Below are 15,336 nucleotides of genomic sequence, written 5' to 3'. Positions count from 1 at the left end.
AACATTCTGCAGACATTTCCGACATCAGGTAGTGAACCTGCTTACATAAAAACGGTCTTTCGCTGACGGTCAACTCACCGACCGGTTCATCGGCCCAGTCATCGGGCCTACTTTTGTCCTGTTTCAGCGAAGACTCAACATGCCCGACTCCCGTCCAACATTTTCCGCCCTCCCAGCCCTGCGCGGCGGCTTGATCGCAGCCCTGGTGGCCCTAGCCGCCCCGGTGCATGCCGAAACGCCTGCCAGTGATGCGCGCTGGGTCAGTGACAGCCTGAGTACCTATGTGCGCAGTGGGCCGACCGATGGCCACCGCATCGTCGGCACGCTCAAATCTGGTCAAAAGCTGACCCTGGTCGGCAGCCAGGGCAGCTACAGCCAGGTACGCGGGCAGAATGGTGACCTGGTGTGGATCCTCAGCAGCGACCTGCAGGACGTGCCTGGCCAGGGCGAGCGGCTACCGCAGCTCGATGCCCAGGTGGCGGACCTGTCCGGGCAGCTCAAGAGTATCGATGACAGCTGGAAGAACCGCGTGCAGGGCATGCAGGAAACGCTGGATTCGCGCAAGCAATTGATCGATGAGCTGGAGGCGCGCAACCAGGCGCTGAACGAGCAGCTGGACCAGAGCCAGTCGACCCTGCGCGACACCCAGGCGCGCCTGGGGGACGAGAACAAGCAGGTGATGATGCGCTATATGGTGTATGGCGGCAGCATTGCCGGCGCGGGTTTGTTGGTGGGGTTGATCATGCCGGCGCTGACCCGCGGGCGGAAGAAGAACGACCGCTGGTTCTGAGGTGAGGGCGACAGTGGAGCTCAAGGTGCATGTCTTGGGGGGGCGGCGCCTGTGAGATCGAGCGCCGCCCGCGCGGCGCATCGCGAGCGAAGCTCGCTCCTACATCTGTTTCGGGCCAATTATTCCTGAAGTATTTGCGCGCGGCCCCTTGGCGCCCGGCTCGACATCGCGTCGTACAAACAAGGGGTCGCGCGCCTATATAAAAGGACTCACTGGCCCGAAACAGATGTAGGAGCGAGCTTCGCTCGCGATGCGCCGCGCGGGCGGCGCTCGATCTCACAGGCGCTGAAAGCATCATGGCATGCACCCGCCAGCCCTAATGCTTTCCCAGCGCCAGCAGGTGCCCTACAACAACCGCTCCAGCGCCTCCAGCACATACCCCGTGGCCCGCTCGACCTGCCCCTCTCGGCAGGCAATCCCCAACTGCCGCCACAACCCCGGACGCAACGGCCGGCGGGCAATACGCCGGTCCAGCTCCGCCGCGTCGCCCTCCTGCGGCAGCAACGTCGCACCGTACCCCGCCCCCACCAGGCTCTTGATCGCATCGTTGTAGTTCAGCTCGATGCGCGGTGCGGGGAACAACCCCGCCGCCGCGAACCACTCCCCCGTCACCCGCGACAACTGCGTGCTGCTGTCATTCAGAATCAACGCCCGCTGCGCCAACCATGCCGGCGTTACCTTGGCCGGCGGCTGCCAGTCGGCCGGCACGTAGGCCAGGATCGGGTCGCGCCGCCAAGGTGTGACCTTTAGCCCCTTGCCCGCAACTTGCGGCAAGGCCACCAGGCCAATGTCCAAGGCCCCCTCGCGCAGCCGCGCCAGTGACGCCTGGGAGGTCAGCACCTGGACCTGCACGTCGATCCCCGGGTGAGCCACACGCAAGTGTTCCAGCGCCTTGGGCAACAGGTGGGCGATGGCGCCGGTCGAGGCGCCCAACCGTACCCGGCCGGTCAGGCCTTCGACCTGACGGCGAACCTCTTCCAGGGCCAGGTCGGCGTCGGCCAGCAGGCGTCGGGCGCGGGCCAGTAACGTCTCACCAATGGCCGTAGGGCGCACCTGGCCACGGTTACGGGTGAGCAAGGGGGCGCCCACCCGCGCCTCCAGCTCGGCCACGTGCAGGCTGATGGTGGGCGGGGCCAGGTTGAGCCGGCGTGCGGCCTCGGCAAAAGAACCCAGGTCGGAGATTTCGACCAGGGTGCGGAGGCGGTCAAGGCTGATTTCGCGCATGGCATGCTTCAGTAAAAATGAACGTCAGCATCATGATATTCAAATTTCCTTTAGTCCAGCCGCAGGCGAGCATAGGCCATCTCTCCCCCGACCGGACCCCGACCATGCACACCCCTGTTGTCTTCATCGACGGTGACCAAGGCACCACTGGCCTGCAGATTCACGCGCGCCTGCACGGGCGCAGCGACTTGCGCCTGCTGACCCTGCCCGAACCCGAGCGCAAGCACCCACAACGCCGCGCCGAAGCGATCAATAGCGCCGACATCGCCGTACTCTGCCTGCCCGATGACGCAGCGCGCGAAGCCGTGGCGGCGATCCATAACCCGCAAGTACGGGTTATCGACGCCAGTTCCGCCCACCGCACAAGCCCAGGTTGGGTCTATGGCCTGCCGGAGCTGGATGAACAGCAAGCCGAGCGTATCGCCCACAGCAAGCGTGTCAGCAACCCTGGCTGCTACCCCACAGGTGCAATCGCCTTGCTGCGCCCGCTGATCAGCGCCGGGCTGTTGCCAGCCGACTACCCACTGAGCATTCATGCCATCTCGGGCTACTCCGGTGGCGGCCGCGCGGCGGTCGAGCGCCATGAGCAGCCAAGTACCGAGAAAACCCCGACCTTGCAAATGTATGGCCTGGAGCTGGCGCACAAGCATGTGCCGGAGATCCAGCAGCACGCCGGGCTGTCGGCGCGGCCAGTGTTCATGCCCGGCTACGGCGCCTATCGCCAGGGCATCGTCCTCAGCATCCCGTTGCAACTGCGCCTGCTGCCCGGCCAGGTCAGCGCCGAACAGCTGCATGCCTGCCTGCAACAGCACTATGAAGGGGCTCGCCACGTGCAACTGATGCCCCTGCATCAGCAAGGCCCGGCGGCGGCGCTCGACCCCGAAGCGCTGAACGACAGCAATGACCTGCGCCTGGCGCTGTACGCCAACCCGGAGCATGGCCAGGTATTGCTGACTGCGGTGTTCGACAACCTTGGCAAGGGCGCCTCCGGGGCGGCGGTGCAAAACCTCGAGCTGATGCTCGCGGCGCTACACGCGCAAGGCTGATTCGGCAAAACCGGTTAGACTGTACTACCCGCGTCAGCAAGGCGCGGGTTGTATTCCTACCCGCCGGAGCCCGCCCCCCGATGTTCATCCTGAGCCGCCTCGACAGCGTGCCGCCCGAGTCTTTCCAGAACCAGATCCGTGAGCTGGTGATCAACCACGTCGGCGAATTGAGCAGCGTTGCCATTCTTGCCGACAACCCGCTGTATCCGCTGTACCAGTACGGTGTCGGGATGGAGGTGCACCAGTACCTGCAGGCCATGGACGGTACCGGTGGCCTGTCGGTAACGCTGACCTTGGCGCTGGATGCCGACGCCCCGGACCAGTTGCTCGGCTTCGCCCTGGCGTTGCCGGCGGATGACGACCCGGCCACCTGCGCGCTGGCGTTTCTCGCCGTGCGCACCAGCCATCGCCGCCAAGGTATCGCCCGCGCCCTGCTGGCTGACCTGCAGGCGCGCCACACCTGCGTCGAACTGAACACCTTCGCCGGCCAGGTACCCTGGTTCGAAGCGATGGGCATGCAGGTGGTGGCGGCCAACGGGCCGCAGGTGCTGATGAGCAGCACCGGGCAAGCCAGCGGGGCGTTGATTGGCCGGCTGGATATCGGGCCGATCTACCAGACCACCGAGGTGCACCAGATCCATACCTACCTGCTCAACCAGCAGGGCGAGGATGCGATGATCGAGGCCGAGCAGATGCGCGACGAGCGGCTGGACGAGCTGGCTGTTCAGGCGCAGGCCTGTGTAAGGCAGCGCAAGACCGTGCATTGATACGGGGGCCGCACAGCGGCCCCTACTGTTTTCAGCCATGCACCCAGCGCCGATGCAAGCCACGCGCCAGGGCATCGAGCATGAACCCCAGCACGCCGATCAGCAGCACCATCGCCATCAGCTCCGAATACGCCAGCCGGTCGCGGGTGTCGAGAATGAAATACCCCAACCCCGCACTGACCCCCAGCATCTCGCACGGCACCAGCACGATCCACAGGATGCCGATGGCCAGACGCACACCGGTCAGCACATGGCCGATCACCCCCGGCACGATCACCTTGCACAACGTCTCCCAGCGCGTGGCACTCAAGCTGCGGCTCAGTTGCAACCAGCGCGGGTCGAGCTGGCGCACGCCCGCAGCGGTGTTGAGCAGAATCGGCCACAGCGCGGCGAAGGCCAGCAGGAAATAGATCGGCTGGTCGCCCACCCCCATCAGCATCACCACCACCGGCATCCACGACAGCGGCGAAATCATCCGCAGAAACTGGAAGGCCGGCGTGGTCGCCGCCTCCAGGTGCCGGTAGCTGCCCACCAGCAAACCGAGGGGTACGCCGATCAACAGCGCCAACAGCAGCCCGATCAAAATACGTTTGAGGCTGACCCAGACGTGGCCGTAGACCTCGCCCTGCCCCAGCAGCTCGACCAGGCTGGCCAGGGTGGCCTCGGGCGCGAAGCGCGCCGACAGGCCGTCGGCCTCGCCAAACAGCGCCACACCTGCCCACCACACCAGCAGCAACAGCAACAGCCCGGCCAAGCCCAGGCCGGTATGAACCACATGCTTGCCCATCAGACCGCGAACTCCTCGCTACGCTCGAAGCTGTCGGCAATGCCGAACACCGATGGCCCGCCAACGGCGGCGATGGCGTTGCGCACGAAGCGGTCATCGACCAGGTCGCGGGCGGTTTGCGCCGGGTCCAGGCCTGCGAGAAAACCACTGTCACCTTCGATCAACGTGCGCTGCAGGCGCTTGACCAGCTCCTCGGTGTAGCTGGGGAACGGGTAAGGCTGGAAGTCGATACGCCGCTCGTCCCACTGCTGGTGCTGGATCGCACCACTGGCGATATAGGCTGCGCGATCCTCGGCGGCTGGGGCCAGGACTTTGCTCAGCACCGCAGGTTCGTGCGGGGTGTACTTGTTGGGGCCGGCCTTGGACAACAATGCGGCGGCTTCGGCGCGGTGCTCGCGGGTCCATTGCTGGGCCTTGACGATGGCGTTGACTACCTTCTGCGACCACTCCGGGCGGTTGTTGAGGTCGTGCTCGTGCATGAACACCACGCAGCAGGCGTGGTTGCGCCAGACATCGCCGGTAAACCGCTGCACACGGCCAACCTTGAGGTTTTCGGCCAGGGCGTTGAACGGTTCGGCGACGATATAACCAGCGATACGCTTGCTGGCCAGTGCCGGGGGCATGTCGGACGGCGGCAGCACCAGCAGGTTGACTTCGTTGGCCGCAAGCTGCGTGTTGACCGGTTTGGACACCGGGGTCAGGCCGTTGTCGTTGAGCATCTGCTGCAGCACGACGTTATGGATCGAGTACCAGAACGGGATGGCCACGGTCTTGCCGCCCAGTTGCTTCATGTCGGTGATGTCGGGCGCCACGGTCAGGCCCGACCCGCCGACATGGTTCCAGGCCACGACCTTGGCCGGCACCTTGCTGGCGTACCGCGCCCATACGGTCATTGGCGACAACAGGTGGATCACGTTGACCTGGCCGGAGATGAACGCCTCGATCACCTGCGCCCAACTGCGCAGCAGCACCGGGCGCTCGGCCTTGATGCCTTCGGCCTCGAACAGGCCATTGTTGTGCGCCACCAGCAACGGCGTAGCGTCGGTGATCGGCAAGTAGCCGATGCGCACCGGCGCGTCCGGTTCGGCGGCAGCGCGGGCTTGCAAGCTCGACAGCAACGGCAAGGCACCGGCGGCAGTGAGCATGGCGCCAAGCTTGAGGAAGTCGCGACGCGACGAAGCAGAACAGCAGTCATCCATGCACATGGACAGCCTCCGAGGGCAAGGGGGTTGGGGAAGGTTCGACTGTGCGGCTTGCCCGCCGAAGGGTTTTGACGATCTCGATGCGCAGGGCGCCCAGTTCCTCGACCCGGTGCGTGCGCGGCTGCGGCAGGTCGATACACCACTGGCCGAGGATATGCGCTGGGTGGTTGCCCAGTAGCAGGACCCGGTCGGACAGCAGCAGGGCTTCGTCGATATCGTGGGTGATCAGCACCGCCGCAGTATTGTGGGTGGCGATCAGTTGCAGCAGCAGTTGCTGCATGTCGGCGCGGGTCACTTCGTCGAGGGCGCCGAACGGCTCGTCAAGCAACAGCACTTCAGGTTGACGCGCCAGACAGCGGGCCAGCGCCGTGCGTTGGGCCATGCCACCGGACAACTGCGCCGGGTACTGGTTGCGCGCATGGGCCAGGCCCACGGCGGCAATCGCATGGTCGATGCGCGCACGCCGCTCGCTGGCCGCCAATTTAGGCTGGCGGGCAAAGTCCAGGCCGAAGGCGACGTTCTTCTCAAGGCTCAACCAGGGCAGCAGGCTGGGGTCCTGGAAGGCCACCGCTAGGCGCGGATGCGGCCCTTGCAGCGGCTCGCCGCGCAGCGTCACGCTACCGCCACGCGGTGCCTGAAGGCCGGCCAGCACCCGCAACAGGCTGGACTTGCCGACACCACTGGGGCCCAGGATGCTCACCACCTCGCCCGGCGCCAGCTGCAGGTCGAACTGTGCCAGCACCTCTTGCCAGCCCCCCTCGCGGGGGTAGCCCAGGCTGATGGCACGGGCGTCGAGCAGTACCTCGCTCATGCGGCGCCCGCCTGGCGTTGCAGTTCGGCGCGCAGTTGCACCAGGCTCGGCGTCACGATCGGCACGAACGCCGACTCGCGCCAACGGCGGGCGAAGCCTTCGCCATACTCACTGAGGTAGGCCTTGCCGCCACTGGCCTGCAGCTCCAACTGCACCGCGTCGGCAGCGCATTCGGCGAGGGTGATGCGCAGTTTGAACAGCGCCGCCGGCTGCTGCAGGAAACGCTCGTCGAGCAGGCCCTGCTTGAGTTCGCTTACGGTGTTTTCCAGGCGCGCCTTCAGCACCTGGCCGGCCTCGTCGAGGAACGAGCCACGGCCTTGCAGGTGTGCCGCCACCTCATCCAGTGCCCGCCGGGCCAGGCCGATGGCCATGCCGCATTGCAGTGCCAGGAAGGCCGGGCGCACCTTGGGCAGGAACGCGCGGGCATTCTCGTGCAGCAGCCACTCGCGGCCCAGCTCGACCTGGTGGAACGCCAGTGCGGCGGTATTGCTCGATTGCAGCCCCATCAGTTGCAGGTCGTCCGAGCGCTCCAACCCTTGCGCCTCGGATGGAATGGCCACCACGAACGGTGCCCCTTCGGCATCCCCCTCGATGGCTGCCGCCACCACAAAACCGCTCTTGCGCAGGTTGGTCACCCAATGCAGCCGGCCTTCAAGCTGCCACCCGTCGCGGCTCTGGCGGCCTCGCACCTGCAGGCTCTCGATGCCGGAGAGAAACTTCATGGCATTGGACAGCCCGGTTGCACCGGCCAGCTCGCCCGTCAACAGGCGCGGCAACAGGCGCTCGCGCAGCAGCTGGTTGGGGCTTTGCAGCAGGTATTCGATGAAGGCGCGCTGGCCCCAGCAGACGAACGCCGCCGCCAATGAACGGCTGGCAATGGCCGCGATCGCTTCGACCGCGTCGCTCACCTGCCCGCCCGTGCCGCCCTGGGCCGGATCGACGCCGACGCGCAGCACTTGCGCTTCGGCGATGTGCGCCAGGACCAGGTGCGGGTCGCACACGCCTTGGTCGATTGCCTCGGCGTTGGCATCCAGCCATTGCCGAAATGCGGGATCAAGCATGTCTCTACTCCTTTGAAAACGCCGGCGTGGTCGGCACCACACTTGGCTTACGCAGACGGCTGCCAGCGGTACTTGCTGAGTTCGTCGTTGAGCGGTGTCTGGGCGAAGACATTAGCAAAGTTGCACAAGGTTGCGAGGCTCACGCCAAGAATCACCTCCAGGGCGTTGCCTTCGCTGAAGCCGGCATCGCGAAATGCCTGGTAGGTGGGCTCGCTGACGTTGCCATGGGTGGCGATCACTTCACGGGCAAACGCGGCCAGGGTTTCGTAGCGTGCATCGGGCAGTTCGCCACGGGCGCGCAGCGCATCGACCACGTCCTGGGGCAGCTTGGCCTTGTTCAAGGCCACCGCAGTGTGGCCGGCGACGCAGAAGTCACAGCCATGCTGGGTAGCGGCAATCAGCTGCACCACCTCTCGCTCGGCCAGGGTCAGCTCGGACTTGCCATTGAGCGCCGACACGGTCACGTACGTTTCCAGGGCGGCCGGGGCGTTGGCCAGCACGCCCAGCAGGTTGGGGATGAAGCCGGAATTCTTCTGGGCGTTCTCGAGGAATGGACGGGCCGCTTCCGGGGCGCTCTGCAGAGTGTGTAAAGTAATGCGCGAGGACATGGAGTGGTCTCCTGTGGTGGGTGTCCTTACAGTCTGTTGGTTATAAGAATTCGCCTCCATATTCATCAGTCGCCTTTCCTTGCTCCTGAGTCTTTGCATTAGATGATTTCGTCCAGCCACCTTGTCGATTGGTTATTAGAAGGCCTGGAGCTCGATGCCAGCCTGTTTCATGTCGGCCGCTATTGCGGTGGCTGGCACGCCAGCACCCAGGGCATGGGCCGCGCCAGCTTCCACTTGGTGGTGCAAGGATATTGCTGGCTGCACATCGACGGCCAAGCCGAGGCGCTGCGGCTGGAGGCCGGCGATGCGGTGTTCCTGCTGCGCGACCTGGCGTATCGGTTGTCCAGCGACCACGACCCGGCAAGCGCCTGTACCCAGCCGCGCCAGGCCATGCAGGCGCTGGATGCCCATGCCGGGGATGGCGTGGGCTTGGTGTGCGGGTTCTTTCACTTCCGCCCGGGGCTGTCGTCACTGATCGTCGAGGGCCTGGCCGACTGGATTCTGTTGCGCGCCGACGAGCCTGCCGGGCATGCGGCGCGAGCGCTTTTCGGGCTGATCCTGGAAGAATGCGAGCGCCTGCCAGCCCCATCGCAGACCCTGCTTGAGCGGCTGACGCACTTGTTGTTCCTGTACGTTTTGCGCCAGCAAGTGCATGCCGGGCAGCCCCTCGGCGGGCTTGTGGCCCTGGCTCGGCAGCCGGCGTTTGCCGCGTTGCTGGCGCAACTGATCGAACAGCCTGGGCAGGCGTGGACGCTGGAAAGCATGGCGGCGTGCACGGGGTTGTCGCGCTCGGCGTTTTTCAAGCGTTTCAACGAACTGGCCGGGCAGTCACCGGGGCAGGTGCTGCTGGCCCTGCGCATGCGCCATGCGTGCCAGCTGCTGCAGGCAGGGAACACCGTTGAGCAGGTAGGAGCGCAGGTGGGGTATCAGTCGGTGGCGGCGTTTACCCGGGCGTTTGCCAAGGCGGTGGGGGTGCAGCCGGGGGCGTATCGGCGCCAGCATGAGAACCGCTGACCGTTTCTCGGAACATCGCAGGCAAGCCCAGGTAGGTAGGTAGTTGTCGGTCTTTGTAGCGATCGGCTTGTAGGTGATCAGGCCGGAACCGCGGCATTAGAACTAGCATTTTTGCCAGTTGTCAGCATCCTCGGCCAGGCGCTTCATAGAGGCTCGTGCCTACCATGAAAGTCGCCTGCCGTGCATCAGAATTAAAAATGAACCTCGGCATGACGTTACCTGCCAATAAAATTTGACAGAAATACCCGATCAGAACTGCGAAGTCGCCGAGTTTTTACTCCAAAAGAGTAAAGGCTGCATCAGGCCCCAACCGCGCCGAACAGGCCTCCCACCGATTCGCAACTCAATTCAGAGGTTGTGCATCGGTGAGAAGCCAGTTTGCAGACAGTTCGTACTGAATCTGAGCGCTCCTTACAGCTGACCGACCGGGATATCCCCCCCGCCCTTGCGCTCGCGCCGTTCGCCCATCCACTCATTGACCTGCTGCCCAAACGCCGCAGGCGCCTTGCGCCCGAAACGTCGCGCCAGGTCGAGGATGGTCTGCTGCGCCAGCGCCTCTTCCATGCGCTTCTGCGCCCCCAGCATCACCGCATGGATCGCGCAGGTGCCTTCAGTCGCCCAACCGGGAGGCGAACCTTCGAACAGCGTGCAACGCTCACGAATCTCGCGGCAGTCGAAAATAGCCTTGGGTCCGTCAATGGCATTGACGATGTCCAACACGCTGATTTCGTCCGACGGCCGCGCCAGGCGGAAACCACCGCGCACGCCTTCGGTGGCAGCCACCAGCCCGGCGCGGGCCAGTTTGGTGAAGACCTTGGCCAGGTATTCCTGAGGCACACCTTGCAACTCAGCCAGGTCGCGCACGCTGGACTCACGCGTGTCACCGCGCTCGCCCACCAAGTACAACAGGCAATGGATGCCGTATTCGACGCCAGCACTGTAAAGCGCCATATCAATCTCCGACCAACTTTGTCGCAAATGATACGCGGGGAAGGCCAGCACCGCAAAGCACTTCCCCGCCTGCCACAGAACCTGGTCGCGATGTCAGGGCCGGCGGCTACCCGCGTAGCACTTTCACCTCACCTTGCTTGCCGTCCGTTTCGCGCAGGTACTCCTGCAGCGAGTCGTCCATCGCCTGCAGCCAGCGGGTATGGTGAGGCACGGCTTTGGTGCCGGTGATCACTGAGCGGTACGATTTGTCACGGTAACCCATGATGTCGTGCTTCTTGTCGCTCTTCCATTGCAGGAAGATGCGGTTTACCGCATCGATATCGAAGCGCGGGTAATCGGTCTGTTCGATCAGGTGCTTGATGTATCGGCCCTGGAATTCATACATCGAAGCTGTGGTTGCCAGCTGCTCCTCATCCTCGCGCCAGCGCGCGCTGTCGGCTTGCATGGCCGCCTTGGCCGGCAGCTTGATGCGCCCCAGCATGTAGTCGCGAGCAAACCAGGCCTGTGCATCGAACAGGTTGAAGCTGTACCAGAGGTCCTGCATGCCCAGGTAGAGCAACTGCGGGTTCTGCTCCCACACCACGCCTTGGTACAACCCGGCAGGCCACAGGCGGTTGTTGGTCTTGAGGGTGAGTTCATCGGGCAGGAACGGGAAGTGATGCTGGTAGCCCGTGCACAGGATGATTGCATCCACGCGCTTGTTCGACCCATCGGCGAAAAACGCCAGGTCGTTTTCGACGCGGACCAGCTGCGGGCGCTCTTCCCAGCCCTTGGGCCATTTGTAGCCCATCGGTTGGGTACGGTAAGCCGTGGTGATCGAGCGCGCGCCGTACTTGTAGCACTGCGAGCCGATGTCTTCGGCCGAGTAGCTGCTGCCGACAATGAGCAGGTCCTGGCCGTTGAATTCCATCGCTTCGCGAAAGTCGTGGGCGTGCAGGATACGCCCGGTGAACCGCTCGAAGCCTTCAAACTCCGGCACGTGCGGGGTAGAGAAGTGCCCGCTGGCCACCACCACGTAATCGAACACCTGCTCGATGCCAAGCCCCGCGCTGTAGTCGTGGGCGCTGACGGTGAACTCGCGGGTGTTCTCATCGAAGCTGACGTTCTTGACTGCGGTATTGAAGCGGATGTAGTCGCGCACCCCGGCCTTCTTCACGCGACCTTGGATGTAGTCCCACAGCACCTCGCGCGGCGGGTACGAGGAAATCGGCCGGCCAAAGTGCTCATCGAAGCTGTAGTCGGCGAACTCCAGGCATTCCTTGGGGCCGTTGGACCACAGGTAGCGGTACATGCTGCCGTGCACCGGTTCGCCATGCTGGTCGAGGCCGGTGCGCCAGGTGTAGTTCCACATACCGCCCCAGTCAGCCTGCTTTTCGAAGCATACGATCTCGGGCATGGGTGCGCCCTGGGCATGGGCGGATTGGAAGGCACGCAGTTGCGCAAGGCCGGACGGGCCGGCACCGATGATTGCGACACGAAGAGTCATAGTGATTCCTGAACAGTTGAACGCTGAAAAAAAGCAAAGGCTCCCCAACCCCGAACGGCAAAAGGCCGGGGGTGGTGGAATTCAGGCGCTACGGTGCAGGTGGAGGGACGGGGCGTTTGCGCATCTGGGTCAGCAGGAGCTTGACCGGTGGGATCGACAGCACGTGGAACAGGCTCGAAAGCGGAGAGGGAGTCATTGAGGTCGGCCCGTATCCATCTGCGCAGGGCGCGAAATGGGGGCCTGAGGGGCGGAAGATACGTGTGATCTCGTGCATGGGGGCTGAAATGGCCTCTTTTCTTTATGGTTTCCTTTTTATCTATAACGGATGGGGGTGGGGATATCAAGGTTTGCGGCCCTGCCGCCCCCTCCTCCCTGCCCCTGCAGGAGAGGGTAGATAAGAAAAAAAGCTTGCAGGCAATAACTACGACAAATACAGTCGTAGTTATTCGAGAGGCACCTTACGTGTGATCGAAGCCCCCTTTTCTCTATCCGACCTCTGCGGAGCACCTGCATGAAATCCAACATCCTGATCATCGGTGCCGGCTTTGCCGGTGTCTGGAGCGCCCTGAGCGCTGCCCGCCTGCTGGACCAGGCGCAACGCGAAGACGTGCGCATCAGCGTGCTCGCCCCGCAACCCGAACTGCGCATTCGCCCACGTTTCTACGAGGCGGATGTGCAGGCCATGAAGGCGCCGCTGGGCGAGCTGTTCGAGGCCGTGGGCATTCACTTCATCCAGGGCAACGCTGACCGCATCGATGCCGACGGGCGCAGCGTCAGCTACACCGACGGCGCAGGGCAGCAACAGCAGCTCGGCTACGACCGCCTGATCCTCGCCGCCGGCAGCCAGGTAGCACGCCCGCCGGTGGCGGGCTTGGCCGAACACAGCTTCGATGTCGACCAGATGGAGTCGGCCATCGCCCTGGAGCAGCACCTGCTGCGGCTGGCCGCCCTGCCCGCCGCCCCCGCACGCAACACCGTAGTGGTCTGTGGTGGCGGGTTTACCGGCATCGAGACCGCCACCGAAATGCCCGCGCGCCTGCGCGCCATCCTGGGTGACGACAGCCCGGTGCGGGTGCTGCTGGTCGACCGCGGCGCCAGCGTGGGCGCGGCGCTAGGCGCGGGCATCACCCCGACGATCCAGGCCGCCTCGGCACAAGCGTGTGTGCAATGGCTGACCGGCACCTCGGTGGTGGCAGTCGACGCCGGCGGTGTGACCCTCGACAACGGCGAGTACATCGCCAGCCACACCGTGATCTGGACCGCAGGCGTCAAGGCCAGCCCATTGACCGCACAGGTCGCTGGCGAACGTGACGGCGCGGGCCGCCTGCGGGTCGACGAGCACCTGAAAGTGATCGGCCAGGCGCACATCTATGCCACGGGCGACACCGCATGGGCCGCCGTCGACGACCTGGGCAACCACGCCCTGATGACCTGCCAGCACGCCATCCCCATGGGCCGGCATTCCGGCAACAATGCGGCAGCCGACCTGATCGGCGTCGAACCTGTTATCTACCGGCAGCCCAAATATGTCACCTGCCTCGACCTGGGCGACTGGGGCGCGGCCTACAGCGAGGGCTGGGAACGGGAGCTGAAGCTGCACGGCCAGGAGGGCAAGGCGCTGAAACGCCAGATCAACTCGGTATGGATCTACCCGCCCGCCGCTGACCGTGCGCTGGCACTGGCCGCTGCCGACCCGTTGATCCCGATCGTGTGACACCTGATTGCGGGCAAATCCGTCAGTAAACGACGGATTTGTCAGCACACGTCGTTACATTGAATGACTGGTCAATAATGATGGCTATGTGACATCATTTAAATAAAAACGTACGAGGGTAAGGCACACACACTAAATCCGCAGCGCATCGAGAGCTGGCACCCCCCTGGTGAGCCGGCCTTCCGTCCATGCTCTTGACGCCTGCACGCCACCGTCAAGGAGCATTCCATGCAGTTACGGAATATGAAGATCGGCATTCGCGCAGCCAGCGTATTCGCCCTGTTGGGCGTATTGGTACTGGCCATGGGCTTGATAGCCCTTTATGAAACCCGGCAAATGGACGAGGCCACGGATGAAATCCGTGTCACCTGGATGCCGGCCGTGGTAGCCCTCAGTGAAATCAGCAGCAACCTGGGCCGGGCGCGGGCGGTCACCCTGCGCGCAGCGCTGGAAGAAACCGACCTGGAGCGTGCGCGCAGTCTCGACATGCTCAAAAGCATCAATGCGCAACTCAAGGATGGCCTGAAGGCCTACGACAACACCATCATCGCCGCCGATGACCGCGCCCTGTTCAACCGCTTCAATACCGCCCACGAGCAATACGTCAGCCTTCAGGCGCAGGTCATCAGCGACATTGCTGGCGGGCGCCTCGACCAGGCCAAACTGCAGATCAACGGCCCGCTTTCCGAGCATGCCGACAACATGATGAACGCCATGGCCGCGCTGATCGCCTACAACGGCAAGGGCGCCGAAGAGGCCTCGCAACGCAGCAGCGACGTCGCTGACCAGGCGTTGACCGCCATCATCGGTTCATTGCTGGTCATCATGCTGGTACTGGCCGCCATCGCCACACTGCTCACCCGCAGCATCGTCGTGCCCCTGGCCGCTGCCGTGGCCGTGGCCGAGCGCGTGGCCACCGGCGACCTGACCCAGAACATCCTGGTCACCGGCCGCGACGAGCCGGCCCTGCTACTGCGCGCCTTGGGCCGCATGCAAGAGAGCCTGCGCGACACCTTGCGCAAGATCGCCGCCTCGTCCGACCAACTGGCCTCGGCCTCCGAAGAGCTGCACACCGTCACCGAAGACACCAGCCGCGGCCTGCATCAGCAGAGCGCCGAAATTGACCAGGCAGCCACCGCAGTCAACCAGATGACCGCCGCCGTGGAAGAAGTGGCCAACAATGCCGTGAGTACCGCTGACGCCTCCAAAGGCGCCGACCGCACCACCCGTGACGGCCGCGACCAGGTCAACCAGGCGCTGGCGTCGATCCAGCACCTGGTCGACGACGTGACCGGCACCTCGGCCGAAATCGAACAGCTGGCCAGCAACGCCAACGAGATCAGCCGGGTGCTCGATGTAATCGGCGCAATCGCCGGGCAAACCAACCTGCTGGCGCTCAATGCCGCCATCGAAGCCGCCCGCGCGGGTGAGGCCGGCCGCGGCTTTGCGGTGGTGGCGGATGAAGTACGCGCCCTCGCCCACCGTACCCAACAGTCGACGGCAGAGATCGAGCAGATGATCGTGGGCATCCAGACCGGCACCGAGCGTGCGGTGACGGCTATGCACAGCAGCCAAGGGCGCGCTGCGGGTACCCTGGAAGTGGCGCAGGGTGCGGGCCAGGCGCTGGAGGTGATTGCCGAGGCCATCGCCTCGATCAACCAGCGCAACCTGGTAATCGCCAGCGCCTCTGAAGAACAGGCACAGGTGGCGCGCGAGGTGGACCGTAACCTGGTGAACATTCGTGACCTGGCGATGCAGACATCGGCGGGGGCGAATCAGACCAGTGCGGCGGCGCAGGATTTGTCGCGGTTGGCGGTTGACCTGAATGGCATGGTTGCCCAATTCAAAGTCTGATCAGACATGGCCGGGGCCGCC

At 64.4% G+C, this 15,336-nt stretch carries 14 protein-coding genes and 1 pseudogene; 7 read left to right on the top strand and 8 right to left on the bottom strand.

The window, feature by feature from the left end:
- Positions 1–139: 139 nt before the first annotated feature.
- Positions 140–790, top strand: coding sequence for a TIGR04211 family SH3 domain-containing protein (locus DJ563_RS04870; RefSeq protein ID WP_186659498.1), 651 nt, complete (start codon positions 140–142; stop codon positions 788–790).
- A gap of 345 nt (positions 791–1,135) precedes the next feature.
- Here the strand turns inward: DJ563_RS04870 and DJ563_RS04865 are convergent, their stop codons facing one another.
- Positions 1,136–2,014 (bottom strand): LysR family transcriptional regulator, encoded by an 879-nt coding sequence (locus DJ563_RS04865; RefSeq protein WP_033697352.1) that lies wholly within the window; start codon positions 2,012–2,014, stop codon positions 1,136–1,138.
- A gap of 104 nt (positions 2,015–2,118) precedes the next feature.
- On the opposite strand from DJ563_RS04865, the gene argC reads away from it, so the two are divergent.
- On the top strand, positions 2,119–3,060 hold the full coding sequence (gene argC / locus DJ563_RS04860; protein WP_434518926.1) for an N-acetyl-gamma-glutamyl-phosphate reductase: 942 nt from the start codon (positions 2,119–2,121) through the stop codon (positions 3,058–3,060).
- Between the two features lie 80 nt (positions 3,061–3,140).
- Positions 3,141–3,827 carry a GNAT family N-acetyltransferase gene (locus tag DJ563_RS04855; protein WP_434518925.1) on the top strand — a complete coding sequence of 229 codons (687 nt, stop codon included), beginning with the start codon at positions 3,141–3,143 and terminating at the stop codon, positions 3,825–3,827.
- Between the two features lie 31 nt (positions 3,828–3,858).
- On the opposite strand, the gene DJ563_RS04850 is transcribed toward DJ563_RS04855, so the two are convergent.
- The 5 genes from DJ563_RS04850 to DJ563_RS04830 are packed head-to-tail and all read right to left on the bottom strand — an operon-like array spanning position 3,859 to position 8,296.
- The gene (locus DJ563_RS04850) at positions 3,859–4,614 is read right to left on the bottom strand and encodes an ABC transporter permease (protein WP_274100342.1); all 756 of its coding nucleotides are present in this window, start codon (positions 4,612–4,614) and stop codon (positions 3,859–3,861) included.
- Positions 4,614–5,819, bottom strand: coding sequence for an ABC transporter substrate-binding protein (locus DJ563_RS04845; protein WP_033697347.1), 1,206 nt, complete (start codon positions 5,817–5,819; stop codon positions 4,614–4,616). The genes DJ563_RS04850 and DJ563_RS04845 overlap by 1 nt, the downstream gene beginning before the upstream one ends.
- Complete coding sequence (locus tag DJ563_RS04840; protein ID WP_047583895.1) at positions 5,806–6,627, bottom strand: ABC transporter ATP-binding protein; 822 nt, start codon at positions 6,625–6,627, stop codon at positions 5,806–5,808. The genes DJ563_RS04845 and DJ563_RS04840 overlap by 14 nt, the downstream gene beginning before the upstream one ends.
- A complete protein-coding gene (locus DJ563_RS04835; RefSeq protein WP_043203150.1) occupies positions 6,624–7,688 on the bottom strand; it encodes an acyl-CoA dehydrogenase family protein in 1,065 nt (354 codons plus the stop codon). Before DJ563_RS04835 ends, DJ563_RS04840 begins: the two co-directional genes overlap by 4 nt.
- Before the next feature lie 47 nt (positions 7,689–7,735).
- Positions 7,736–8,296: a carboxymuconolactone decarboxylase family protein gene (locus tag DJ563_RS04830; protein ID WP_434518924.1), complete on the bottom strand. Its 561-nt coding sequence runs from the start codon at positions 8,294–8,296 to the stop codon at positions 7,736–7,738.
- Between the two features lie 102 nt (positions 8,297–8,398).
- On the opposite strand from DJ563_RS04830, the gene DJ563_RS04825 reads away from it, so the two are divergent.
- The gene (locus DJ563_RS04825; RefSeq protein ID WP_434518923.1) at positions 8,399–9,310 is read left to right on the top strand and encodes an AraC family transcriptional regulator; all 912 of its coding nucleotides are present in this window, start codon (positions 8,399–8,401) and stop codon (positions 9,308–9,310) included.
- Between the two features lie 411 nt (positions 9,311–9,721).
- On the opposite strand, the gene DJ563_RS04820 is transcribed toward DJ563_RS04825, so the two are convergent.
- Both DJ563_RS04820 and DJ563_RS04815 read right to left on the bottom strand, forming a co-directional pair.
- A complete protein-coding gene (locus tag DJ563_RS04820) occupies positions 9,722–10,261 on the bottom strand; it encodes an RrF2 family transcriptional regulator (RefSeq protein WP_434518922.1) in 540 nt (179 codons plus the stop codon).
- 106 nt (positions 10,262–10,367) lie between these two features.
- On the bottom strand, positions 10,368–11,747 hold the full coding sequence (locus DJ563_RS04815) for an NAD(P)-binding domain-containing protein (RefSeq protein ID WP_274100220.1): 1,380 nt from the start codon (positions 11,745–11,747) through the stop codon (positions 10,368–10,370).
- A gap of 511 nt (positions 11,748–12,258) precedes the next feature.
- Between DJ563_RS04815 and DJ563_RS04810 the strand changes: the two genes are divergently transcribed.
- The 3 genes and pseudogenes from DJ563_RS04810 to DJ563_RS04800 all read left to right on the top strand — a co-directional run bounded on the left by DJ563_RS04810 (position 12,259) and on the right by DJ563_RS04800 (position 15,315).
- Positions 12,259–13,461, top strand: coding sequence for an NAD(P)/FAD-dependent oxidoreductase (locus tag DJ563_RS04810; RefSeq protein ID WP_434518921.1), 1,203 nt, complete (start codon positions 12,259–12,261; stop codon positions 13,459–13,461).
- A 228-nt stretch (positions 13,462–13,689) separates the two neighbouring features.
- Positions 13,690–14,460: pseudogene (locus DJ563_RS04805) on the top strand (MCP four helix bundle domain-containing protein); the annotation flags it as partial.
- Positions 14,452–15,315 carry a methyl-accepting chemotaxis protein gene (locus DJ563_RS04800; protein ID WP_434519693.1) on the top strand — a complete coding sequence of 288 codons (864 nt, stop codon included), beginning with the start codon at positions 14,452–14,454 and terminating at the stop codon, positions 15,313–15,315. The pseudogene DJ563_RS04805 and the gene DJ563_RS04800, both read left to right, overlap by 9 nt.
- The last annotated feature ends 21 nt before the right edge of the window (positions 15,316–15,336 follow it).

The organism is Pseudomonas sp. NFX1 (assembly GCF_051123555.1).
In the GTDB taxonomy this organism is placed as follows: domain Bacteria; phylum Pseudomonadota; class Gammaproteobacteria; order Pseudomonadales; family Pseudomonadaceae; genus Aquipseudomonas; species Aquipseudomonas capeferrum.
The sequence above is the reverse complement of the archived record's forward strand: the minus strand, read 5'-3'. Positions and strand labels throughout refer to the sequence as shown.